This is a genomic window from Mesorhizobium oxytropidicola, assembly GCF_056174625.1.
Window position 1 is genome coordinate 2,466,350 of the sequence record NZ_CM149692.1, and the last position, 22,763, is coordinate 2,489,112.

General features: G+C 62.0%; 16 protein-coding genes and 3 pseudogenes. 5 read left to right on the forward strand and 14 right to left on the reverse strand.

Annotation, left to right across the window (positions count from 1 at the left end):
* Positions 1-5: 5 nt before the first annotated feature.
* Positions 6-2,195, reverse strand: coding sequence for an anthranilate synthase (locus AC0V8S_RS12160; RefSeq protein ID WP_475437808.1), 2,190 nt, complete (start codon positions 2,193-2,195; stop codon positions 6-8).
* Between the two features lie 318 nt (positions 2,196-2,513).
* Here AC0V8S_RS12160 and AC0V8S_RS12165 point away from each other — a divergent pair, with 318 nt between their 5' ends.
* Complete coding sequence (locus tag AC0V8S_RS12165; RefSeq protein WP_183462537.1) at positions 2,514-3,284, forward strand: isocitrate lyase/PEP mutase family protein; 771 nt, start codon at positions 2,514-2,516, stop codon at positions 3,282-3,284.
* A gap of 1 nt (position 3,285) precedes the next feature.
* Here the strand turns inward: AC0V8S_RS12165 and AC0V8S_RS12170 are convergent, their stop codons facing one another.
* The 4 genes and pseudogenes from AC0V8S_RS12170 to AC0V8S_RS12185 all read right to left on the reverse strand — a co-directional run bounded on the left by AC0V8S_RS12170 (position 3,286) and on the right by AC0V8S_RS12185 (position 7,712).
* Entirely contained in the window at positions 3,286-4,341 is a 1,056-nt protein-coding gene (locus AC0V8S_RS12170; RefSeq protein WP_475437809.1) for a M14 family metallopeptidase, read from the reverse strand.
* A 250-nt stretch (positions 4,342-4,591) separates the two neighbouring features.
* The gene (locus AC0V8S_RS12175; protein WP_183462533.1) at positions 4,592-5,767 is read right to left on the reverse strand and encodes an MFS transporter; all 1,176 of its coding nucleotides are present in this window, start codon (positions 5,765-5,767) and stop codon (positions 4,592-4,594) included.
* A gap of 111 nt (positions 5,768-5,878) precedes the next feature.
* Positions 5,879-7,254, reverse strand: a pseudogene (locus AC0V8S_RS12180) (FAD-containing oxidoreductase).
* Positions 7,251-7,712: a DUF4126 domain-containing protein gene (locus tag AC0V8S_RS12185; protein WP_475437810.1), complete on the reverse strand. Its 462-nt coding sequence runs from the start codon at positions 7,710-7,712 to the stop codon at positions 7,251-7,253. The pseudogene AC0V8S_RS12180 and the gene AC0V8S_RS12185 overlap by 4 nt, the downstream one beginning before the upstream one ends.
* Before the next feature lie 139 nt (positions 7,713-7,851).
* On the opposite strand from AC0V8S_RS12185, the gene AC0V8S_RS12190 reads away from it, so the two are divergent.
* The gene (locus AC0V8S_RS12190) at positions 7,852-8,409 is read left to right on the forward strand and encodes a sugar O-acetyltransferase (RefSeq protein WP_475437811.1); all 558 of its coding nucleotides are present in this window, start codon (positions 7,852-7,854) and stop codon (positions 8,407-8,409) included.
* A 5-nt stretch (positions 8,410-8,414) separates the two neighbouring features.
* Here the strand turns inward: AC0V8S_RS12190 and AC0V8S_RS12195 are convergent, their stop codons facing one another.
* On the reverse strand, positions 8,415-9,401 hold the full coding sequence (locus tag AC0V8S_RS12195) for a helix-turn-helix domain-containing protein (protein WP_475437812.1): 987 nt from the start codon (positions 9,399-9,401) through the stop codon (positions 8,415-8,417).
* Positions 9,402-9,527: 126 nt separating this feature from the next.
* On the opposite strand from AC0V8S_RS12195, the gene AC0V8S_RS12200 reads away from it, so the two are divergent.
* From AC0V8S_RS12200 to AC0V8S_RS12210, 3 genes are all read left to right on the forward strand, one after another.
* Positions 9,528-10,172 (forward strand): cysteine hydrolase family protein, encoded by a 645-nt coding sequence (locus tag AC0V8S_RS12200; protein WP_475437813.1) that lies wholly within the window; start codon positions 9,528-9,530, stop codon positions 10,170-10,172.
* Between the two features lie 530 nt (positions 10,173-10,702).
* Complete coding sequence (locus tag AC0V8S_RS12205; RefSeq protein WP_475437814.1) at positions 10,703-11,062, forward strand: hypothetical protein; 360 nt, start codon at positions 10,703-10,705, stop codon at positions 11,060-11,062.
* Positions 11,063-11,082: 20 nt separating this feature from the next.
* Positions 11,083-12,069, forward strand: a complete 987-nt coding sequence (locus AC0V8S_RS12210) for a hypothetical protein (protein ID WP_475437815.1) — start codon at positions 11,083-11,085, stop codon at positions 12,067-12,069.
* Positions 12,070-12,112: 43 nt separating this feature from the next.
* Here the strand turns inward: AC0V8S_RS12210 and AC0V8S_RS12215 are convergent, their stop codons facing one another.
* From AC0V8S_RS12215 to AC0V8S_RS12250, 8 genes and pseudogenes are all read right to left on the reverse strand, one after another.
* Entirely contained in the window at positions 12,113-13,792 is a 1,680-nt protein-coding gene (locus AC0V8S_RS12215; RefSeq protein ID WP_095201946.1) for a formate--tetrahydrofolate ligase, read from the reverse strand.
* Positions 13,793-14,107: 315 nt separating this feature from the next.
* Positions 14,108-15,233: pseudogene (locus AC0V8S_RS12220) on the reverse strand (DUF2333 family protein).
* A 104-nt stretch (positions 15,234-15,337) separates the two neighbouring features.
* Entirely contained in the window at positions 15,338-16,642 is a 1,305-nt protein-coding gene (locus AC0V8S_RS12225; protein WP_475437816.1) for a DUF6638 family protein, read from the reverse strand.
* Positions 16,643-16,864: 222 nt separating this feature from the next.
* Positions 16,865-18,774 (reverse strand): annotated as a pseudogene (locus tag AC0V8S_RS12230) (AAA family ATPase).
* A 24-nt stretch (positions 18,775-18,798) separates the two neighbouring features.
* Positions 18,799-19,944 carry a hypothetical protein gene (locus AC0V8S_RS12235; protein ID WP_475437817.1) on the reverse strand — a complete coding sequence of 382 codons (1,146 nt, stop codon included), beginning with the start codon at positions 19,942-19,944 and terminating at the stop codon, positions 18,799-18,801.
* Positions 19,945-19,984: 40 nt separating this feature from the next.
* The gene (locus AC0V8S_RS12240) at positions 19,985-21,073 is read right to left on the reverse strand and encodes a hypothetical protein (protein WP_095202028.1); all 1,089 of its coding nucleotides are present in this window, start codon (positions 21,071-21,073) and stop codon (positions 19,985-19,987) included.
* A 308-nt stretch (positions 21,074-21,381) separates the two neighbouring features.
* On the reverse strand, positions 21,382-21,771 hold the full coding sequence (locus AC0V8S_RS12245) for a c-type cytochrome (RefSeq protein ID WP_095201940.1): 390 nt from the start codon (positions 21,769-21,771) through the stop codon (positions 21,382-21,384).
* A 122-nt stretch (positions 21,772-21,893) separates the two neighbouring features.
* Positions 21,894-22,751, reverse strand: a complete 858-nt coding sequence (locus tag AC0V8S_RS12250) for a LysR substrate-binding domain-containing protein (protein ID WP_475437818.1) — start codon at positions 22,749-22,751, stop codon at positions 21,894-21,896.
* Positions 22,752-22,763: the final 12 nt, after the last annotated feature.

Consider the following 22,763-nt stretch of genomic DNA (forward strand, 5'->3'; position numbering starts at 1 on the left):
CGAGGTCAGGCTGCCTTTTCCTTGGCCTTGCGCGGCAAGTGGGCGACGATGTTTTCGATGATGCGCATGCCGGCATTGTGGCCGAGCGTCATGATCGATTCCGGATGGAACTGCACCGCGGCGATCGGCTCCTTGCGGTGCTCGAAGGCCATGATGATGCCGTCCTCCGTCTCGGCCGTGACGATGAAGTCGTCGGGCAACCGCACCGGATCGGCGAAGATCGAGTGGTAGCGGCCGACAGTGACTTCCTTCGGCAGGCCGGAGAAGATGATGCCCGGCTTGGAGACGCGGATGCGCGAGGGCTTGCCGTGCATGGGAATATGCAACTGGCGCAATTCCCCGCCATAGGCCTCGGCCAGCGCCTGCAGGCCAAGGCAGACGCCGAAGATCGGCAGGTCGCGGGCACGCGCCTTTTTGATGGTCGCGGCGCAATCGAAATCCTTCGGCGTGCCCGGTCCGGGCGACAGCACGACGAGATCGGGCTTCAGCCGCTCGAAGACCTCCTCCGGCACCGGCGTGCGCACGGTCGAGACATTGGCGCCGGTCTGGCGGAAGTAATTGGCCAGCGTGTGGACAAAAGAGTCCTCGTGGTCGACGAGCAGAATGTTGACGCCGTCGCCGACACGCGCGGTGGTGCGCTCGGTGCTGGCGGAATTGCCCATCTTGGCGTCGCGGATGGCGGAGAGCATAGCGGATGCCTTCAATTCGGTTTCGGCTTCTTCTTCCTCGGGAATGCTGTCGAACAGCAATGTCGCGCCGGCGCGCACCTCGGCGATGCCGTCCTTGATGCGGATGGTGCGCAAGGTGAGGCCGGTGTTCATGTCGCCGTTGAAATTGACCATGCCGATTGCGCCGCCATACCAGGCGCGCGGGCTTTTCTCGTTTTGCTCGATGAAGCGCATGGCCCACAGTTTCGGCGCGCCGGTGACGGTGACCGCCCAGGCATGCGAGAGGAAGGCGTCGAAGGCGTCCATGCCTTCGCGCAGCCGGCCCTCTATGTGGTCGACGGTGTGGATCAGGCGCGAATACATCTCGATCTGGCGACGGCCGATAACGCGCACCGAGCCTGGCTCGCAGACCCGCGACTTGTCGTTGCGGTCGACGTCCGAGCACATTGTGAGCTCGGACTCGTCCTTCTTCGAATTGAGCAGCTTCAGGATCTGCTCGCTATCGGAAATAGCATCGTCGCCGCGCTTGATGGTGCCGGAGATCGGGCAGGTCTCGACGCGGCGGCCATTGACGCGCACGAACATCTCCGGCGAGGCGCCGATCAGATATTCGTTTTCGCCCAGATTGATGAAGAAGGAATAGGGCGAGGGGTTGATCGATTTCAGCTTGCGGGAAATCTCGGATGGCTGCGTTTCGCAGCGCTCGTAGAACATCTGGCCGGGTACGACCTCGAACAGGTCACCGCGCTTGAAACTATCCATCGCCTTGCGCACAAGGTTGGCATATTCGCCCGGCTCATGGTCACCGCGCGGCGGGATGCGGTCGGCGGTTCTGAACGGTTCGGCGATTGCGTCGCGCGACAGGCCTTCGGTCGAGAAACCCTCGCCTGAATAGTCGTAGCGGTCGGTCCAGGCCTTGGCTGAATAATGGTCGACGACCAGGATCTCGTCGGGCAGGAACAGGACGAGGTCGCGCTGGCTCGGCTTGCGCTCTAGCTTGTAGTCGACCGGATCGAACTGAAAGGCGAGGTCGTAGCCGAAAGCGCCATAGAGGCCGAGATTGGCATCTTCCTCGGTCTTGAACAGGGCCGTGATGGCGCGCAGCACGGTGAAGACCGAAGGCACGCGGCTGCGTTCCTCCTCGGTGAAGACACGGCCGGGTTTGGCGACGTCGAGCCGGATCAGCTTCTTCGATGCCTCGGCGATTGTGACATCTGCGAGGCCGCCCAGCGTCTTGCCGATGACCGGCAACAGGGCCTCGCCACGGCCGTTCAGCGCCTCGATGCGCATGGCGCGGCCCCGCGCGGAGATGACCAGCGGCGGGTCGATGATGGCGGTGTCCCAGCGCGTGTAGCGGCCGGGATATTCGTAATTGGAGGAAAACACCGCACCCCGGCGCGCGTTCAAGCCATCGACATAGGTGTCGATCGCACCCGCATAGGGCCGGTCGTGGCGCTCACGGGTGATGGTGATGCCACCCGCGGTCACGAAGCTTTCAGCGCCGTTTTCCAGAACCTTCATCGTCATTGCCGTCTCCATTTGGCTTGTTGGGGCAACGGACCCGGACTGGCTTGGAAAAAACAAATGGCCGCCCGGACTTTCCGTTGCGGCCACCCTCTCTTTTCACGCACGCGCGTTCGAACAGGCCGCTGTCAGCAGGCCCACCACCAAATGGTCTTGGTCGAACGCATATTCATGGCGAAATCCATAGCGGCGAAAAACCAGATGCGCAACAGGTTTGAAAAGTCTGTCCGGTGGCCGCCGCTTCCCCGGCTCATGGCACATCGCCACAGCCGGTGGTCCCGGCTAAGCTGACTTCCAACGATACCAAGACGGGAAACACCCATGACCGACCAGGCCGAGCGCGCGCGGACGTTCCACTCCCTTCACGTCAAGGGCAACCCGATCGTTCTCTACAATGCCTGGGATCCGGGTTCGGCCAAGATCGTCGAGAAGGCCGGCGCCAAGGCCATCGCCACCGGAAGCTGGCCGGTCGCGGCCGCGTTCGGCTATGCCGATGGCGAGAAAATTCCGCTGGAACTAGCGCTCGACAACATCAAGCGTATCGTCGCGGCGGTCGACCTGCCGGTGACCATGGACCTCGAGGGTGGCTACGGCGTCGATCCGGAATTCGTTGCTCGCACAGTGACGTTGGCATTGCGCGCCGGTGCCATCGGTTTCAATTTCGAAGACCAGATCGTCGGCGGCGCAGGCCTGCACGACATCACTGTTCAGGTGAAACGCATCGAAGCCGCTGCCGCCGCCGTCAAGGCGTCCGGCATACCGGCCTACCTCAACGCCCGCACCGACATTTTTCTCAAGGCGAAACCGGATGCGCATGATGACGTGCTGCTCGATCAAGCCATCGAGCGCGCGCAGGCCTTCGAGGAAGCCGGAGCGAGCGGCTTCTTTGCGCCGGGTCTTGGTGACGAGGGCCTGATCGAGACGCTCTGCAAGTCGACGAACCTGCCAGTCAACATCATCGCGCTGGCGCATGTGCCGCCGCGCCAGCGGCTGGCCGAACTCGGCGTCGCCCGCATCAGCCACGGCCCGGTGCCATACCGGCAGATGGCCGAATGGCTGGAGGCCAAGGCGCGGCAGGCGATCTCAGGCTAGGTCAATCCTCCAGCGTACCCGACCTTGCGTCGGCGCTCTTCCTGTCGCCGACCAGCTTCAGCAGGTCCTCGCCGGCGCGGATGATGCGGCGCGAGCGGCGGGTCAGGATGATGCCGTCCTGCGGTGCGAATACCTCAGTACGGCCATCGGCTTCGCCCGGCGCGTGGACGACCGTAGCGAGGCGCGCGCCGCGGGCGACCCGGTCGCCGGGCTTTACGTCGTAGAGGACAGCGCCGGCGCGGGGGGCGGGCATCATGTCGATGTTTTCCAACGGGGCGACAACGCCCTTGAACGGGCCGGGTGCAGGGAGCGTGCTGTCGGCGATCACGCCGCGCGCCACCAGCAGCCGGTAGAGGCCTTCGGCGTCGGCGGCGGCCAGGGCGCCATCGACATCGAGGATGCCGCGATATTCAACCGTGGTGGCGACACGCCGGTCGAACTTCGCGAGGTCGGCGGAGACGTTCTGGTAGGGCATGATCGAGGCGCCTTCGAAGGTGCCGTCGCTGTCCTCGCTCCACAGCACCACCGCATCGACCCCCATGGCGGCGGCGCAATCGGCCATGGCCGGCCAAAGGCTGGTGTGGATGTAGAGATAGGCAAGGCCCTCGTCGTCGCAATGCAGGTCGAGCACGATGTCGTGGCCGAGCGACAGCTGCACCAGGCGTGACTTCAGCCGCTGGTCGGCGCCGCCAAAGGCGGTGTCGGGCAAGAGCTTGGCGTCTGGCGCGGCGAGCAGCGGAAAACCGCGGTTGAAATTGGTGCGGGTGCCCAGGTGAAAGCGGCCCTGGTGCTCGCCGAAATGATATTGCGCGCGGCCGATCGGATTGGCCCAGGGCACGATGGTGATGTTGCCCTTGATGCGGCCTTCGGCCTCGGCCTTGTTCAGCGCCGGCATCAGCGCGTCGATGGCGACGACGCCCGGCAGTTCGCCGGCATGGAGGGCGGCCTGCAGATAGGCCGAGGGCGCCGCCTTTTCGCTGCCTGTGAGGCGGAACACCGGGAATTCGTACGAAACGCCCTCGCTGTCACCGGCGATGCGTTCGATCGATTTCTGCATGACGTCCTCCCACCAGAGCAGTTCACCGTTTCATGGAACGACGAACCGCTCTGCTTTTCGTTTTAACGCAATTCCGGACGGAAAACCGTTTCACACTTTTTCTGGATTGCTCTGGAGCCACGAGACATGCCCATTTGAAGGTGCCGATGTCGATTGGTCCAGTCCGCCGCGTTATGGGCGCAAGGGTAGTCTCTTGCCTTGCTGCATGTCGTTGTCCGAAAACCGCTGCGCACTTTTGGGCGACAGGCAGCTACTCGGCTGCCGCCTGAAGCGGGAGAGGCGAGCGCCGGTCCAAGGCTTGCGACAGCACCGCGACGGTCACCGCGAGCAAGGCGAGCACCGCGCCGACCAGCGGCAGGTGGGCGTAGGAAACGCCGGCGGAAAGCGCCACGCCGCCGATCCAGGCACCGCTGGCATTGCCGACATTGAAGGCGCCCTGGTTCAGCGTGGCGGCAAGGTTTGGCCCTTCCGACGCTGCCTCGACGACACGGATCTGCAGCGGCGGCACGACGACGAAGATCAGCAGTCCCCAGAGGAAAACGATGCCGATGGCGACACTGGCGATGGCACCGAACTGCATGAAACCGACGAACAGCACCGCCATCAACAGCAGCGTGCCGATGACGGTCGGCATCAGCTTCCAGTCGGCCAGCCGGCCGCCAATGATGTTGCCGATCGTCATGCCGGCGCCGAACAGCAGGAGCACCCAGGTGACTGCAGAGGTCGACAGTCCGGATACGTCGGTCAGATAGGGTTTTATGTAGGTGAACACGGCAAACAGGCTGGCCGAGGCCAGCGAGGCGATCAGCATCGCCAGCCAGACCTGCAATTTACCCAGTACGCGCAACTCGCCGCGCAGGCCGCCGCCGCTCGGCTCGGCGACGTCAGACGGCACCAGCCAGGCGATCGCCGCGACCGAGATCAGACCGATGCCGACAACGGCGATGAAGGTGGCGCGCCAGCCGAAGGCTTCGCCCAGCGCGGTTCCGGCGGGAACGCCCAGAATGTTGGACAGCGTCAGTCCGGCAAACATCAGCGCCATGGCGCTGGCCCGCTTGTTGCGCGGCACCAGGCTTGCGGCGACGACTGAGCCGATGCCGAAGAAGGCGCCATGGCCGAAGGCGGTGAAGACGCGCGCGGCCATCAGCGTCCAATAGTCAGGCGCGATGGCGCAGAGCAGGTTGCCGACGACGAACGACGCAGTCAGCCCGACCAGCACCGGCTTGCGCGGCAGATGCGCAGTGGCCATGGCAACGATCGGTGCGCCGAAGACGACGCCGAGCGCATAGCCGGTGACCAGCAGGCCGGCCGAAGGGATCGACACGCCGAGGTCGGCGGCGACCTCCGGCAGCAGGCCCATGATGACGAATTCGGTGGTGCCGATGCAGAAGGACGCAATGGCAAGCGCAAGGATCGGCAAAGGCATGGGGCGTCCAGACTGAATCGGTTCAACCCAGAGATTGCGCGAGGAGTTTAGCTATGCGCAATGCACATTGCTGCAATGCACCAATGCAGAAAGTCTGGAGCTTGAGATGCCTCAGACGAGCGGCTTCAGCTCCTGGGCGATGGTGGGCAGCAGTTCCGAGACAGTGGGGTGGATGTGCGTAGCGCGCGCCAGCGTGTCGACCGGCGCCTTGGCGTACATCAGATCGAGCACGCAATGCACCGCCTCGTCGCCGCCGGGACCGAGCACCGAACAGCCGAGGATTTCCCGCGTGTCGGCATCGACCAGGATCTTCATGAAGCCTTGCGTCTCGCCCTTTTCGACGGCGCGGCCGACGCGGGTCATCGGCCGCTGGCCGACCAGAGCTTTGCGTCCGGATTTCTTCACCGCCGCCTCGGTCATGCCGCAGCGGCCGAGTGGTGGATCGATGTAGAGCGCGTAAGCCTCGATGCGGTCGCTGACTTTGCGCGGATCATTGTCGAGCAGATTGGCGGCGACGATCTCATAGTCATTGTAGGAGGTATGGGTGAAGGCGCCCTTGCCGTTGCAGTCGCCCATCGCCCAGATGCCCGGTACGTTGGTGCGCAACTGGTCGTCGACAATAATGGCGCCACGTTTGTCGACGGCGACGCCGGCTCTGTCGAGGCCGAGATCGTCGGTGTTGAGGGTGCGCCCCAGCGCCAGCAGCACATGCGAACCGACGGCCGGCGGCTTGCCGGCTGAGAAGGTCACGGCGATATCGCCGCCCTGTTTGGCGAAGCCGATGTCATCAGCGCCGACATGGACCGCGATGCCTTCGTTTTCGAGGATCGACAGGATGGTGGCCGAGACGTCCTCGTCCTCGCGTCCGGTCAGGCGCGGGCTCTTCTCGATGACGGTGACTTCGCTGCCGAAACGGCGGAACATCTGCGCGAATTCGAGCGAGATATAGCTGCCGCCGACGACGACCAGATGGCGCGGCAGGACCTCGAGATCCATCATCGAGGAGTTGGTCAGATAGTCGATATCGTGGATGCCGGCAAATCGGGCACGGAAGCACGGCCGCCAGTGTTGAGGAAGATCTTGCCGGCGGTCAGAAGGTCGTCGCCGACACGCACCGTGTTGGCGGATTCGAAGCGCGCATGGCCGCGGTAAAGCGTGCATTTGTCCATGCCGGCGATCCAGCTTTCCAGCCCGGTGCGGGAGGCGCCCGAAACCTTGTCCTTGCGCGCCTTGATCGCCTTATAGTCGACGCCGACAGGGCCACTGAGCGTCACGCCATAGTCGGCGGCGCGCCGCGCCAGATGCGCGGCATAGGCGCTCGCCACCATCGTCTTGGTCGGAATGCAACCGGTGTTGACGCAGGTGCCGCCGACCAGCTTGCGCTCGATCAGCGCCACGCTCATGCCGGCTGCGTTCAGCCTGCCGGCGAGCGGTGTGCCGGCCTGGCCAGCGCCAATGATGATGGCGTCGAAGGTTTTTGCCGTCATGCCACCGCCGCCACGATCAGCAGGCCGCCGATGATCGCCACCGCGTCCTCGATGAAAGCGGCGGGCGGATCCTTGCCGAAGGCGGCCGCCAGCCGGCCGCGCGCTTCGGCGCCGCCCAGCGTGCCGATGACCGCGCCGATGACGCCGGCGATCAGGCCGCCTATGGTGGTGCCGCCGGTTGCGCCAATCACCGCGCCGGTGAAGGCGCCCGTGATGATGCGGGCGCCGAACTGCTGCGGCACCTTTCGGCTTGGCGTCGACGGCAACTGATCGGTGACCAGCTCGACGATGGCGAGGATAGTGAAGATGCCGACGGCCGCCCAATGGCTCATGAAGCTCGCCCAGGTGCCTGTGACCGGCAGCCAGCCGAGCCAGGCGCCCCAGGCGACCGCGGCCGGCGCGGTCATGGCGCGCAGGCCGGCAATGACGCCGATCAGAAGTGCAAGTAGATAGAGCATGTTGATCCCCCTCGATCACCCGGCAAGGACGCCTTGAGACGGCAGGCTACCATAGGTCCGATATTTGACCAGTACTTGGATTGGCGCTTTTCTGCTGGTCGCAACTATGCTTTGCAACGACGTCAATTGGAGACCCGCCATGGCTGGAAACGAGCGCGCGAAGATGGCGGCCGGCGAATGGTACACTTGCCTCGATGACGAGTTGGAGGCGCTGCGCGTCACGGCGCGCGACGCGGTGTTCGAGCACAATTCATTGCCGCCAAGACAGCGCGGCAATCTCGGGCCTGGCCTGAAGACATTGCTCGGCGGCGTGGGCGAGGCAGCCCGCATCGAGGCGCCGTTCCACTGCGCCTATGGCTTCAACATCTTTCTCGGCGACAGCGTCTTTCTCAATGCCGGCTGCACCATCCTCGACACGGCGAGCGTGCGCATCGGCAAGGGAACGCTGCTTGGCCCCAATGTGCAAATCTACTGTGCCGAGCACCACAAGGAGGCTGCAGGCCGGCAAGCGGGACTGGAGATCGCCAGGCCGGTCGAGATCGGTGCCCATGCCTGGATCGGCGGCAGCGCCATCATCCTTGGCGGCGTCAGCATCGGCGAGGGCGCCATCGTCGGCGCCGGTGCGGTGGTGACGCGCGACGTGCCTGCGAACACAACGGTGGTTGGCAATCCGGCGCGGGCGGTCAAGCGCGGCTGAAGCGATCAGGCGTGCGCCATGCGCTTGCCCTGGTCCGTACGCCTGGAAAACTCGCGTCGATATTGCGCCGGCGATGTTCTCAGCCTCGCGGCGAAATGCTGGCGCAGCGAGGTGGCGCTGCCGAAGCCTGCTTCGAAGGCCACGATGTCCATCGATTTTTCCGTGGCTTCCAGCAGGCGTTGCGCCAGTGCGATGCGTTGGCTGGTCAGCCAATCGCCAAAACTGGTGCCGATCGATTTCTGGAAGCGGCGGGTGAAGGTGCGCCGTGTCAGGCCGGCGGCGTCGGCAACGCTGTCGAGGCTGTGGGTTTCGCCGAGTGTAGCGCGCACCGCGTCGAGGGCCTGGGTGAAGCGGTCGGCGTCAGCGCTCTTTGCCACGGGGCGTTCGATGAACTGCGCCTGTCCGCCTTGGCGGTGGGGTGAGAGCACGATGTGGCGGGCGAGCCGCAGTGCCACTTCCGCGCCAAAGCGGGCGCGCACGATATGCAGGCAGCAATCCAGTCCGGCAGCGACGCCGGCGGAGGTGACGATGTCGCCATCGTCGACATAGAGCACGTCGGCATCGATCGAAATGTCGGGGTGCAGGGCGTGCAGCTGGTCGGTATAGGCCCAGTGCGTGGTCGCCTTCCGCCCCGAAAGCAGGCCAGCGGCGGCGATGGCAAAGGTGCCGAGACACAGGCCGACGATCAGCGCCCCGCGCCGGTGCGCGCGGTCGAGCGCTTCGTTGAGCGGCCTGGCCAGAGGCGCTCCGAGATCCTTCCAGCTCGGGATGATGATGATGTCGGCATCGTCGAGCGCGGACAGTCCGTGCGGGACAAGGATGCTCAGCCCGGCATCGGTCTGGATCATGCCTTGCTCAACCCCGCAGACGCGGAAGTCGAAGCGCGGCAGGCCGAGCCTGGTGCGGTCGGCGCCGAACACCAGGCAAGGCACGGACAGATGGAACGGGCTGATGCCGTCGAAGGCGAGCACGGCGATGATCGGGGCGGTCATGGGCGTTTCCAGTGAGGGAAGTGGATTGTCCCAATTCTTTCGAATGATGTCAATCGGGCCACTTTTGGTCGGTCGCCGGCCAGCCTATTTTCCGCCCATCGCATTCAAGCCTGAAAGGAAAACACCATGTCTGCCCCAGCTAACACCACGCCGCACCGCGCGCTGATCGTCGTCGATGTCCAGAACGACTATGATGGCGGCAACCTGGCCATCCAGCATCCGCCGTTCCGCGACAGCGTCGTCAATGTGGCGCGCGCTATGGATGCGGCTGCCGCCGCCGGCATCAAGGTGGTTGTTATCAAACAGATGGCGCCGGAGACCTCGCCGATCTTCGCCAAGGGGAGCCATGGCGGCGAGCTGCATCCGGAAATCGCCAGGCGTGGCCGAGACCATTATGTCGAGAAGATGCTGCCCTCGGCCTTCACCGGCACCGACCTCGAAGCGTGGCTGCGCGCCAACGCCATCGATACGCTCACGGTGGTCGGCTACATGACGCATAATTGCGACCTGTCGACCATCATCCATGCCGTCCATATGGGCTTTGCCGTCGAGTTCCTGTCGGATGCGACCGGCTCGGTGCCTTATGCCAACAGCGCCGGCTATGCCTCGGCCGAGGAGATCCACCGCGTGGTGACTGTTATCCTGCAGTCGCGCTTCGCCGCGGTGCTCAAGACCGCAGAATGGGTCGAGTGCCTGAAGACCGGCGCCTTACCGGAGCGCGACACGATCTACGCGTCCAACCAGCGGGCGCTGGCGCGCAACGCGGCGTAAGGTCATCCCCCAAACAAAAAGGGCGCCGCATCGCTGCGGCGCCCTTTGTTGCCGGTGGCGCCCAAGAGTCTCCAGACCGATCTTCGATCTGGTCCTCAATTGGAGAAATCATTTCGATTCAAGCAATTGCGCTGAACGGGGCAAATTTTCTCCATCGTTTCAATGAAGAGGATCAACAGAAAAGAAGAAGAAAATTTGAGGCAAAAGAACGGTATTTCATGCATGCGCGCTATCAACTTGCCACGAGCATATGTTTGGGTTCTAATGGAGCTTCGATTGGTAGACAGTGGGGCTAGCAATTGAAAGCGCGTGTATTGTGGATAGTGATTGCCGGGACGCTGGCTGCTGTTGCGGCCGTTCTTCCTTGGCCTGCTTTTGCTCAAGTCCCTCCGCATGCTCCAGGTACAGTCTGCTACACGCCATATTTCTGGTGTTGGGCGCAGCCGCCGGGACCGCCCGGATACCCATGTGGATGTCCTTCGCAATATGGTTATGTGCAAGGCACGCTTGGATAAACTCGGAGGTGGGTCTTGTCGAAGCGTGTTGAAACAGACGACACAATCATCCAAGGATGGTTAAACGATGCTCGACTCATTTCGATATACGCCGCGCAAGCCGGAATCATCAAGGATAACGAGCTTAATGCTTCTATTGGAGCAGTTGATATACTGCCTGAGAAAAAATTAGGCGCGTCAGAGGTCGAAGTCCTTAGGCGTCAATTGAACAAAGCAATGGAGTCCGTGCCATTTTCTACCCTACTAGAATTACGAAATGGCTGGAGGCCAGGCGACACCAAGCGGAGTCAGAAGAAACTTATCTTCTTCTCGTTTTCTCAGTCACAATCATGGTTCTTGCAGGTCATCTCTCTCAGATATACAACAATGGCGTAAGCCTTTTATCTGAAATACGCGTGCTGTCCGTCTCCCATCCTGACAGGCGATTCGGCCAGCTTTCGCGGCAACTGCTCGCGGCCCGTAAAGAGATTGCAAATTCGGCTACGAAAAGCGGATCTTTGGAGAGCCAGTCGCTTGGTTTGCAAGCGTATTTCCAAGTATTCGACGATCTTAGAGAACTTGACCTGCAGCTCTCTCAGGTATCAGGTCGGGTTGAGAAATATAGTGATCAGGCTAGTTTCCCAATTATAGGCGCGAAACTTTTCTTATATTACTACTATGCTTTTCAAAGATATCTGAATGTCGCAGATTCTGATACTCTAATTTGGCTGCAAAAACAAAATCCGGCCTCTTTGCCTGGCCCAAATCCAGCACAAAATGGTGCGGTTCCCGTTTCACCTCTCCCTCAGCCCATTGTTGCAGTGCTTTCCGAGCTGGGTCTCTATAACAAGAGCCCTTTTTGTGCTCAGAAAATCGATGCCGAAAATCTTATAAGAGACCAGGTAAGATTTATAGACGATGTCATGCACTATAACTATTTCGCCAATGTTGCTAAAGAATATTTCTACGCAAATATATATAATAATTGCTTTGAGTCGATAAAATATGGGCCGTCCTATATCCCAAGCATGGACGAATTGGCTTCGAGTGTAAGTGGCTTGATTGCACCCTACGCGATGTGGATTCTTCCTGGCTTGTATGGGGCGATTGGTGCAACCATTTTCTATCTGCGTATGATCCTGGATCCCCTCGTTCCTGATCCAAGCAAATCGCGCATTTTCCACCGTATTGTTCTCGGAGCCCTGTCAGGCATGGTTCTAGCTTGGTTTTGGGTTCCGGACACGCGGTTTGGAACAGATCTCGCGAATATTGGATTTAGCTTGTTTGCACTTTGCTTTATATTCGGCTTTAGCCTTGACGTGTTCTTTGCCATGCTGGACAGATTCGTGAAGGTGTCAGTCGGAGCTATTGGCCAAATGGGAGCAGATCAGGCGAAGACCTGATCTGCCAAAGACCGTCTCTAACTTGGCGACGGACGCCTGACTCTCAGAACAACCCTTCGATCTGGCCCATCTCGTTGAGGAAGATCTTTTCCGAGGACGGCGCCTTGGGCAGGCCGGGCATGGTCATGACCTCGCCGCAGATGATGACGACGAAGCCGGCGCCCGCCGAAAGCCTGACCTCGCGCACCGGCACGGTGTGGCCGGTCGGCGCGCCGCGCAGGTTCGGGTCGGTCGAGAAGGAGTACTGGGTCTTGGCCATGCACACTGGCAGATGGCCGTAGCCGGCCTGCTCCCAGGCGTGCAACTGGTCGCGCACCGACTTGTCGGCGATCGCTTCCGAGCCGCGATAGATGCGCTGGACGATGGTGTTGATCTTCTCGAACAGCGGCATGGCGTCGGGATAGAGCGGCGCGAATTGCGAGGCGCCGGATTCGGCCAGTGCCACCACCTTGTTGGCGAGTTCCTCGATGCCGGCCGAGCCCTTGGCCCAGTGCTTGCACAGGATCGCCTCTTCGCCCATCGAGGCGACATAGTCCTTCATCGCCTGGATTTCGGCGTCGGTGTCGGAATAGAAGTGGTTGATGGCAACCACCGCCGGCACGCCGAACTGGCGGATGTTTTCAATGTGGCGGCCGAGATTGGCGCAGCCCTTCTTCACCGCCTCGATGTTTTCCTTGCCGAGGTCTTCCTTCTTGACGCCGCCATTCATCTTCATGGCGCGCACGGTGGCGACGATGACGGCGGCTGCCGGCTTGAGGCCCGCCTTGCGGCACTTGATGTCGAAGAACTTTTCAGCACCGAGGTCGGCGCCGAAGCCGGCTTCGGTGACGACATAGTCGGCGAGCTTCAGCGCCGTGGTGGTGGCGACGACCGAGTTACAGCCATGGGCGATGTTGGCGAACGGGCCGCCATGGACGAAGGCCGGGTTGTTCTCCAGCGTCTGCACCAGATTCGGCTGCATGGCGTCCTTCAAAAGCACAGCCATGGCGCCGTCGGCCTTCAGGTCGCGGGCGTAGACCGGCGACTTGTCGCGGCGATAGGCGACGATGATGTCGCCGAGGCGCTTTTCCAGGTCCTTCAGGTCGGTGGACAGGCACAGGATGGCCATGACTTCCGAGGCGACGGTGATGTCGAAGCCGCCCTCGCGCGGAAAGCCGTTGGCGACGCCGCCGAGCGAACAGATCATCTCGCGCAACGCCCGGTCGTTCATGTCCATGACGCGGCGCCACACCACGCGGCGGGTGTCGATACCGAGCTCATTGCCCCAGTAGATGTGGTTGTCGATCAGCGCCGAAAGCAGATTGTGCGCCGTGGTGATGGCGTGGAAGTCGCCGGTGAAGTGGAGGTTCATGTCCTCCATCGGCACGACCTGCGCATAGCCGCCGCCGGCGGCACCGCCCTTGACGCCGAAGTTCGGGCCAAGCGAAGCCTCGCGGATGCAGACGATCGCCTTCTTGCCGATGCGGTTGAGGCCGTCGCCGAGGCCGACGGTGGTGGTGGTCTTGCCTTCGCCGGCCGGGGTCGGGTTGATGGCGGTGACCAGGATCAGCCTGCCGTCCTTGTTGCCTTTCACCGATTTGATGAATTCGGCTGAGATCTTGGCCTTGTCGTGGCCATAGGGCAGCAGATGCTCGGTCGGGATGCCGATCTTCTGGCCGATCTCCTGGATCTGCTTTTTCTTGGCGGCGCGCGCGATCTCGATGTCGGACTTCACTTCGGCCATGACGGCTTTCCTCTGGATTGAACGGTGGAGGGGACGGGGTTGATCTCTATCGCAAGCAGGTTGGAACCGGGCGCGCGGGCATGTTCTAACCCTGTCGCTGCCGTGGCGTCAACTTCCATGCAACTATGTTTCCTATAGAGAAAATTCTTTTGCGGCCGGCCGACCTGTCCTCGGTTCTTTCTGGCTCCGCTTGCCGCGCCGTATAGAAGCCAGAGCAGGGGCGCTTCCGCCGTCTCAAAACAGCCGCACAATGCACGGAATGCGACAGAGGCGACGGCGCAAATTCGCCATCGCCGAATTGCGGGGTAAGCAGCCTTACTGCGTCAGCACGTTGCTGATTTCGACCATGTTGGAGCGGACCCGCAGGATGTAGAAGCCCATCGTCGTCAGGTGCGTCGGCAACAGCCAGCCATCCTCGCGGCCATTGGCGATGATGAAGGGCTGGATGCGCAGCGCCGAGACGAACTGCGCGTCCATCGTGTCCCACAGGCTCTGCAGGTGCTTTTCCTTGATGACGTCCTCGAAGTCGGCCTGGGCACCCTTCATCAGGCCGTAATAGGCATAGAGCTGGCCGTAGGCGAACCAGTAGCGGTCGTCGGCGCGGGTGTCGAACCAGCCATTGTTGTGATTTTCGGCGCGCTCCTTGAGGATGGCGGAAGTCGAGCCGATGTCCGACGCGATACGGTCGATATACTGCTTCAGATTGTCGGCGCGGGCATCGAAAGTGGCCTGGCAGGTGGCCAGCCGTGCGTTGAAGGAGCGCAGCTTGCGCACCGCGTCGCGGTAATAGCTCGGCGTCGGCGTCTTCGGGCCGAACGGGCTGACGCCGAAAATACCAGGTGTATTCGTCGAATTGCAGATTGCCGCGCGCGTCTTGCAAATCGGCATCGATCTGCGAGGTCGTGCGCACGCGGCCGAGATTGTCGGCAAGCTCGGTCGCGGTGCGTCGCACAGCCTGGTTGATGCCACGCTGGAACGAGGCCTTGTTGTCCATCCACGGCGTATCGTCCCAGTCGATGCCGAACAGGCCGAGCTTGTAGAGGATCATCGACGAGATCCAGGCATTCTGGTTGACGTTGAAATCGGTCAGGTCGGCCGCCACCTGGGCGATGCCAGAGTTGCCGCAAGTCTTTGCCGTGTCGGTGCCGGTCCCGGCGGCCACCTGCTCACCGGCGGAAACATTGCGTTTCTCGAACGTGTAGGTGTCAGGGTAGTTCGGGTTGAATTTGTTCCACCACTGCGTGGCATAGAAGAAATTGGCATAGAGGCCGATCAGCACCAGCACGGCCAAGCCGACCACGGCCTTGAGGATCCAGCCGCGCCGCGTGTACCAGCTGCCCGCCCATAGGAACGGCCACAGGATAGCGCCGATCAACAGGCCGATGCCGCGGCCGATCCATTGGAAAATCCGGGTGAAGAAGTTCACGATCGGATCGAGCATGGCTGTGTCATCCCCTCAAAGCATGATGCCAAAAAGTTGCAGACTTTTTGGATAAAATCATGCGCCAAACAATAAGTTAGAACGAAATGACGGTTCATTTCGTTCTAGTCAGTCAGGCCGTAGAGGCGTGTGCGAAACGCCACCTTGTCCTTCAAATATGTGGTTTTCAGAACGTCCACAACATGCGATCTCCAGGCGTCGCTGAAGCCGTCATAGTCCTTGTAGAAGCCCTGCTTGTTGAAGATGTAACGCGAGACGAAGTCGCTCGGCACGAAATCCGAGATCAGCCGGTTGGTCAGCCAGGCGTCGGGGTGGTCGGGCTTGGCGCGGATCACCAGGAAGCGCTGCTGCGGGAAGACATCGTCGATCTTGAGATGGCCAAGCTGGGCGATCTCGCGCTTGGCGGCGTTGAGGAAAGGAAAATTGCCGTCCTTGGTGATCAGGTCGGCATGGCTCTGGATCCAGGTCTGTAGCCAGACCTTGTCGACATCGGTCAGATTGCGGTTCGGCTCGGCGTCGCGGATCAGCGCGCGCACCACCATCTCGGCGCGGTGCTCGAGATAGCCCGAGGCTTCGATCCAGGAGGCGCGCGGCAGTTCGATGCGGCCGGTGCTGGCCAGGAATTTGAAGACCTTGTCGGCGTCGTTGATCGAGAGATAGCTGACCTGCCATGGCCGCGAGCGGCGAAAGCCCGGGGCGGCAGGGTCGCTGATCACCGTCGTCATGCCGGGGTCGACGAAGACGTAGAGCCCGCCGAAATGGCTGGTCCAGTAGGCATTGTGGCGGAAGATCACCTGGTCGGGCACCAGCGCGTTCTCGCGGATATCGCCGCAGACCTTGGCCAGCTCCACCATGCGGGTCAGCATGGCATTGTCGCGCCAGGCGTCGGGCTCCTGCTTCAGCCGGTCGACGAGCTTGCCGAGTTCGGCGGCCTTGCCCAGCACGTCCTCGGCCGACAGCACCTTGAACTCGACCTGGTTGATCGACAGCAAGTCCTCGATGTCGTTGACCTTGGGAACGGAGTCCTCGATCTCGCCGTAGATGACGTCTTTGATGGTCAGCGCGTCGATGGCGCGCTGGTTCTTGGACATGAACTCGAACATCAGCTGCGAGGTGTTGGAGAAGGCCGTGTGCACCACCGGCAGGTCGATCTGCGACGGCGTCAGGATGATGAAGCGGCGGTTGACCTCGTTGGGATCGAGATAGTCAGGGTCGCCGCATTCATCGGCGATCTCGGGCGAGAAGCCGGTGCGGTCGATCTGGAAGCTCTTCAGCTTGGTGGGCTTGAGGCCAAACGCCGCCAGCGCCTTGTTGTAGCGCTGGATGAGATGCGGCTCGTCGACGGTGAGCAGCCGGCCATAGATGAGTTCGTTGTCGCGCAGAAGGTCGGGTTTTTTGGCGGCGGCCATTATGCCTTCTCCCCGTTCACGGGGAGAAGGTACCCGAAGGGCGGATGAGGGGCGCGAGCCTTCCTTCTCCCCTTGTGGGAGAAGGTGGATCGGCGCGACAGCGCCGAGACGGATGAGGGGTGTTCCAGCGGAGTGAGACGCTGGTGTTCTCTGGAACACCCCTCATCCGTCGCCTTCGGCGACACCTTCTCCCACAAGGGGAGACGGGGGCGTCGGCGTGCTTCACGCATTCCAAAGCCCCTTCTTCTTCATCTCCTCCATCTCGCGCGCCGCCCTCTCACGCAACCTCGCGTCGCGCAGCAGTTTTTCCACAGCGGCGTCGTCGGACTTATCGGAATAGCGGAACTCGCTGTCGGCGTAGCGGTTGATCTCCTGCATGACCATGTCCATCGAGAACGGACCGCGCAATTCCTCGATCATGGCTTTCTTCTCGTCGTAGCCCTTGTGTATGAAGGCTTCCGGCTTTTCGAACCAGTCGTCAGGCAGCTCGATGTCCATGGCGCGCATCTTGATGGCGTCGGTGACGTTCTTGATGGCGCGGCCGGTGAAGCGCGGCTCGGCGTCCTTGATCAGGTGCAGATAGGTGCCGATGTCAGCCATGGTCTTGGGCGCGCCATTCTCCTTCATGTAGCGCTCATAGACCTTCATCAGCCCGTCTTCCTGCGGCTTCTCATGCTCCTCATAGGCTTCCTCGACAGCGCGCTGGATCTCCTGCGCGGCGTAGAGCTCGTGCTTGCCCAGAGGGATCTCGTGGTTCTTGCCGGCGAGCAGCACGAAGATGTCGATATAGTCGTCGCGAGTCTGCGGGCCGTCGACCAGCCAGCGGGCGCCGGCGCGCTGGCGCAGCGCGTCGTCGACATTTTCGGGATAGTTGGAGAACATGCCGAACGAGCAGTTGCCGCGCACGACGGTCGAGGCGCCGGCGAAGGCATCCATCAAAACGCCGGTGATTTCCTGCTGGCCGGCCGAGGCGCGGTCGTCGGAGCGGCGCGCCGCCACCTGGTCGATGTCGTCGATGGTGCCGAAGCCGATGACGCGCGGGTTCAAGACATTGTTGATGAACTGGCGGCAGTTCTGGCCCGACTTGCCCTGATAGGACGAGATCTGGTCGACACCGAAATTCTCATAGGCGAAGGGATAGCCGGCGACTTGGCAATAGCCGTTGACGAGGCCGGCGATCATCTGGATCAGCGTCGTCTTGCCGGTGCCTGGGGCGCCGTCGCCGATGAAGGTGAACAGGAAGCCACCGAGCTCGACGAACGGGTTCAGCTCGCGCTCGAAATCATAGGCCATCAGCATCTTGGCGAGCTTGACCGACTGGTATTTGGCGATGTGGTTGCCGACGACCTCTTCCGGCTTCTTGAAGGTCATCACCAGCGGCTTGGAGCGCTTGCCGGGGGCAACGTCGAAGCCGTCGAGGGTGAAATCGTCGGCATCGATGCGGATATGGGCGTTCTCGAACGGGCCGATGCCGTCGAAGCGGCCTTTTCTGGCCAGCAGCCCGTCGATGGCAACGCGGGCGAAAGCGCGCGCCCTGATCATCAGGTCGGCATCGTCCTTCGAGCCCGCTATCGCCTTGTCGAGCCCGGCGAGTATCGACTTCACCGCATCCTGCGGCGTGTCGAAGAGAAAGTCCGGCTCCGGGATGTCGTTGGGCGCCTCGCCGTCACTGTCGATCAGCTGGAACAGATAGGACGCCAGGCTGAACGCCGAGATGTAGGCCGAAGCGGACAGGAGCTTCTTGAAGGCGGAGGCCTCGTCGCCCTCGAGCGGGGCGCGGGTGTTTTCGCCTGCAGGCTTTCGAGGTCGGAGCCTTCGGCAAAGACATCCGATACGGCGAGCGCGATCGCCGTGCCGCGCCGGGCGCGGAACAGAAGCGTGTGCTGCGGAATGGTCAGCAACTGGTCGTCGGGGTGGACGGCGCCGACGGTCTTCGACAGTTCGACCTCGCGGGTGCGGCGCACCGAGCCGACCGAGACGGTGGAGACGAAGCGGCGGTTGGTGCCGGCCAGTGCCGTGCCGGATTCCCGTGAGGGATCCTCCAGCACGACGATGCGGGTGATGAAGCTCTGCGCGGTGGCGCGGTGCTTCTCGATCGACGCTTCCGGGATGGTGGTCAGGCCGGTGTCCATGAAGTGTGCTCCGTGGTGTTACGGTCAGACATCTGAGATCACCTGTCCGTTGGACAGGATGTGGACCTTGTAGCCGCCAAAGATCTTCTGGGCCTCGCCGGCGGCGTAGAGCGCCTGGTAGGCCTCGTGCGGGATCAGTGCGTGGTTCTCGTAGCTCGACACGCCCTGGCGCGCGGCTTCCAGATCATCGGTGTTGATGAAGAATTCCTGCGTCGTCTTCTCGCTGGAAAACAGCCCCTTGCGGCCGGGCTTCTCGCCCTTGGAATAGACCTCCTGGATGGTCCAGGTCAGCAGCCAGGCGTTTTCCGGCTTGCGCACCTTGGCCAGCACTTCGGTCACCGTCGAATTGTTGTCGGTAATCCCCGCCGAATAGAAGGGGCCGAGCACGACACGGCGCAATTGCTTGGGGTGCAGCGGCTCGAAATCCTTGTCGAGGTTCACCGCAATCGTCGCCGGCGACAGCGTGTAGGCGGAGTTCTTCTCGGTGAAATCGTCGAAACGATGGGCAAGCTCGGGATTGAGCAGGCCGTCGACCGGCAGCGGGATATCGACCTTGTCGTTGAGCTTGCCGTTGCTGTCGACGAGCTGGCGGACCATATTCTCGGAGGAATCCTCCACCGTCACCATGTAGACCAGGGGCAGGTTGGCGCTACCGTCGAAGGTTGCCCAATGAACGAGATAGTAGGGCAATGCCGTCTTCGGATTGACCGAGACCTTGGCGGTCTGCGCCAGCGTGAACGAGCCAAAGGTCTGCTCGCTCTTGACGTCCTCGAGATAGAGCCGCTCGGCCATCGACTTCTGCAGCGCTTCGGGGAATTCCTTGTGGCGCAGGATGAAGTCGGCCATCTCCTCGCGGAGCTCGCCGGCCAGCGGGATGTTGGCGAGCCGGCTGTCGGCCTGGCGACGGTCGTTTTCCAGTTCGAGCAGGTTCTGGAAGACCGGAAAACCGCTTTCGGCGCGGGAAATGCGGAACGTGTCCATGAAGCCCAGCCGGTTGCGCCAGCAGGAGAAGGACTTGTCGAGCCGGGCGATGTATTCGGCAACGATCTTGGCGACGATACCGTGCCGGTAAAGCGGCGAGCGGTCGTCGCGCATGAACACTTCAAGGCCGCTGAGCGCGGCCGTGATTGCCGAGAAATACCGCGCCGCCGCGTCGTTTTCGGGGGTCATTCTATCAGCCCTGGGATTGTCGCACCGGTGCGCGCGGCAATTAAGACTGCACGTAGTTGGCCGAATTGTGCTTCTTCAGCACCTCATCGAAGCGGCGAGCGAAGGCATCGTCGGCAAGCTTCTTGCGGCGCTGGATATCGGCGCTGGCGACCATGTTCTTCTCGTGCATTTCAAGCAGGTCGCCAATGTGCTTCTGCGAAGCGGCACCGATGCCGGCCATGGTTTCTTCCGCGGTGTTGTCGACCTGGCTGCCCAGCGTGTTGATCTTGTGGGCGACATCCTGCTGGGCGGCGGTCTTCAGCGAATCTTCCAGCGCCTTGTAGAGCACGATGCGCTGCTCGGTATCGATGGTCAGCTTGTTGATCAGTGTCGACTGCGCGGCGATCTGGTTGTTGAGCGAATCGACGAAGGTCTGGAACATCGAGGTGTAGCGCTCGAGCGTCTGGCTTTCGGCCAGCAGTTCCTGCTCCTTGGCCTGCTTCTCGTTGTACTCGGTGGCCAGTTTCGAGCGTTCGCCCTCGAGCTGCGTGCGGTCCTTCTGGCTCGTCGAGGCGGCGATCTTGTTCTCGATGTCGAGCAACATCGGGTTGAGTTCCTCGATGCGCTTCTGCACGGCTTCGAGGTTGGTCATGGTGGTTTTGCGGCGCTCGATCACCTGCGACAGGCTGGCCTCGGAGGTTTTGTAGCGCTGGTCGAGGACCTCTTTCTGCGCCTTGAGGATGCCGACGATGGTGTCGGACTTGGCCAGCAGTTCCTGCAGATTGCCGGCCAGCGACATGTTGCGGACGCGGTCGGTACGCAGGCGCTGCTTGCGCTGCGCCGAAAAGACGCCAACGAAATTTTCCCAGCCGGTGTAGTTCTTCATGCTCTCGAACTCGGCGCCGAAGACGTTGGTGGCGTCCTCAAGGCCGATGATCAGGTCGGCAATGTTGCCTTCCATCACCTTCTGCTGCTTCAGCACATCCTCGATGCGGGCGTTCTCGATGTCGAAATTGGCGTCGCCGATCTTCTTGTCAGCGGTGGCAAGCGTGTCGAGCACGGTGCCGGACTGCTCGATCTTGGTGCGCATGTCCTGGACGACCTGCTTGGTCTTGGCAATTTCGGCATCGAAATTCTGCAATGTCGCCATAGGGGCCTCCCGCTTCGGCTTCCGGTCGCTGGTTGCGAACAGCGGCGAATATATGTGGGGCATCCGGGGATTGAAAGACGTGAAGATAGAGGCGGCGTGAAAACAAAAGAATCCGCCAAGGCCTTGAAAGACAATGAAGGTGGGGTCATGGCGTGATTAGCCGGTAAGTCGGAACTAGTTCAACTGTCATTGAACTTTGATGCCGGCAAAGCAACCGGTCCCCACCGATGCGGAGATGCTGAATTCGGCAGGGAATTGAACCGGTTGCAGACAAACATATCGATGCGGCGTGCCACGCCGGCGCTCGCTCAGGGCTTAGGATCGGCCTTCAGATAGGCGATGACATTGGCGATGTCGTCATCATTGGTCAGGCCGCCAAAAGCCATTTTGTTGCCAGGAACTTTGAGCTTGGGAGCCCGGAGATATTCAGCAAGATTTGCCTCGTCCCAGACGAGACCGGCGGCGCCCGCGCCCTTCATGGCCTCGGAATAATGGCCAAGAAAGCTTTCCGCGGTGCCGGCAGTGCGGCCGACGACACCCTTGAGATGCGGGCCGACCTTGTCGCGGTCGCTGGCTGCTTCATGGCAGGCCATGCAGCGGTTGAAAACGTGCTTGCCCTGTACGGGGTCGCCGCCGGCATGGGCGGCAATCGAGGTGGCAATGAGAAGAAGGCTGGCTGAGGAAACGGCTCGAAGCATGGCTGACCCCGGAGAGCTCTGGCTGACGGCCTTATAGGGCCGAGGCCTTAACAAACGCTGCATCGTGGCGGGATTGGGGATAGGCGGGCGGGCGCTCAATCCCGTGCGACCGGACGAGGATCTCAGGCTTGCTGTGCGAGGTCGCGGCACAGGAAATCATGCAGCCGATCGACCGCCGGCGTCGTCGACAGCGGGTTGCGCAAGATGCCGACTTCGAGATCCGGCAGTGCGGGAAGCCCTTCATTGACGCCAATGATGCGCAGCGACTGGGGCACGCTGCGCTGGGCGAGGCCAGCAACGGCGAGCCCGGCCTGTACGACCGCGATCAGGCCAAGCAGGGAGGCGCTGGAATAGGTGCAACGGTAGGACCGGTCGGCTTCGCCAAGCGCCTGCAGGACGCTCATCCTGGCGGCGCAGCCGGGCTCGAACAGCGCGACCGGCAAGGGATCGGTCTGCCAGGCAACATGGTTGGGCGAGGCGACCCAGACGAAGCGTTCCAGCCGGATGACGTCGAGCGGCTGGTCCGGCAAGCGGGTGACGATCGCCAGGTCGAGCCGCCCTTCCGCCAGGGTTTTCACTAGAGCCGTCGACTGTTCGCAGATCAGTTCCACCGTCACCAACGGATGATCCTCGGCAAAGCGCGACAGGACAGGCGGCAGCAGGAAGGCGGCATAGTCGTCCGGCACGCCAAGGCGCACGCTGCCCGTCTCCTTCGGCCGCGTGACGCTCGCCCAGGCCTCGTCCGACAGCTTCAGCAGCCGGCGGGCGTAGATGAGAAAATCCTCGCCGATGGCGTTGGGGGTGACGGTTCGGGGACCGCGCACCAGAAGCTGGTTGCCCACCATCTCCTCCAGCCGCTGCATCTGCATGCTGACCGCCGACTGGCTGCGGCCGACCCGCGGTGCCGCATTGGACAGGCTGCCGCTCTCGACGACGGCGACGAAGGTTTTCAGGAGGTTGAGGTCAAGCGGAGCAGCCATGGTGCTATCAGC

Coding starts and splice junctions, on each gene's coding strand:
- AC0V8S_RS12160 (WP_475437808.1), bottom strand. CDS start 2,195: ATGACGATGAAGGTTCTGGAAAACGGCGCTGAAAGCTTCGTGACCGCG.
- AC0V8S_RS12165 (WP_183462537.1), top strand. CDS start 2,514: ATGACCGACCAGGCCGAGCGCGCGCGGACGTTCCACTCCCTTCACGTC.
- AC0V8S_RS12170 (WP_475437809.1), bottom strand. CDS start 4,341: ATGCAGAAATCGATCGAACGCATCGCCGGTGACAGCGAGGGCGTTTCG.
- AC0V8S_RS12175 (WP_183462533.1), bottom strand. CDS start 5,767: ATGCCTTTGCCGATCCTTGCGCTTGCCATTGCGTCCTTCTGCATCGGC.
- AC0V8S_RS12185 (WP_475437810.1), bottom strand. CDS start 7,712: ATGCTCTATCTACTTGCACTTCTGATCGGCGTCATTGCCGGCCTGCGC.
- AC0V8S_RS12190 (WP_475437811.1), top strand. CDS start 7,852: ATGGCTGGAAACGAGCGCGCGAAGATGGCGGCCGGCGAATGGTACACT.
- AC0V8S_RS12195 (WP_475437812.1), bottom strand. CDS start 9,401: ATGACCGCCCCGATCATCGCCGTGCTCGCCTTCGACGGCATCAGCCCG.
- AC0V8S_RS12200 (WP_475437813.1), top strand. CDS start 9,528: ATGTCTGCCCCAGCTAACACCACGCCGCACCGCGCGCTGATCGTCGTC.
- AC0V8S_RS12215 (WP_095201946.1), bottom strand. CDS start 13,792: ATGGCCGAAGTGAAGTCCGACATCGAGATCGCGCGCGCCGCCAAGAAA.
- AC0V8S_RS12225 (WP_475437816.1), bottom strand. CDS start 16,642: ATGGCCGCCGCCAAAAAACCCGACCTTCTGCGCGACAACGAACTCATC.
- AC0V8S_RS12235 (WP_475437817.1), bottom strand. CDS start 19,944: ATGACCCCCGAAAACGACGCGGCGGCGCGGTATTTCTCGGCAATCACG.
- AC0V8S_RS12240 (WP_095202028.1), bottom strand. CDS start 21,073: ATGGCGACATTGCAGAATTTCGATGCCGAAATTGCCAAGACCAAGCAG.
- AC0V8S_RS12245 (WP_095201940.1), bottom strand. CDS start 21,771: ATGCTTCGAGCCGTTTCCTCAGCCAGCCTTCTTCTCATTGCCACCTCG.
- AC0V8S_RS12250 (WP_475437818.1), bottom strand. CDS start 22,751: ATGGCTGCTCCGCTTGACCTCAACCTCCTGAAAACCTTCGTCGCCGTC.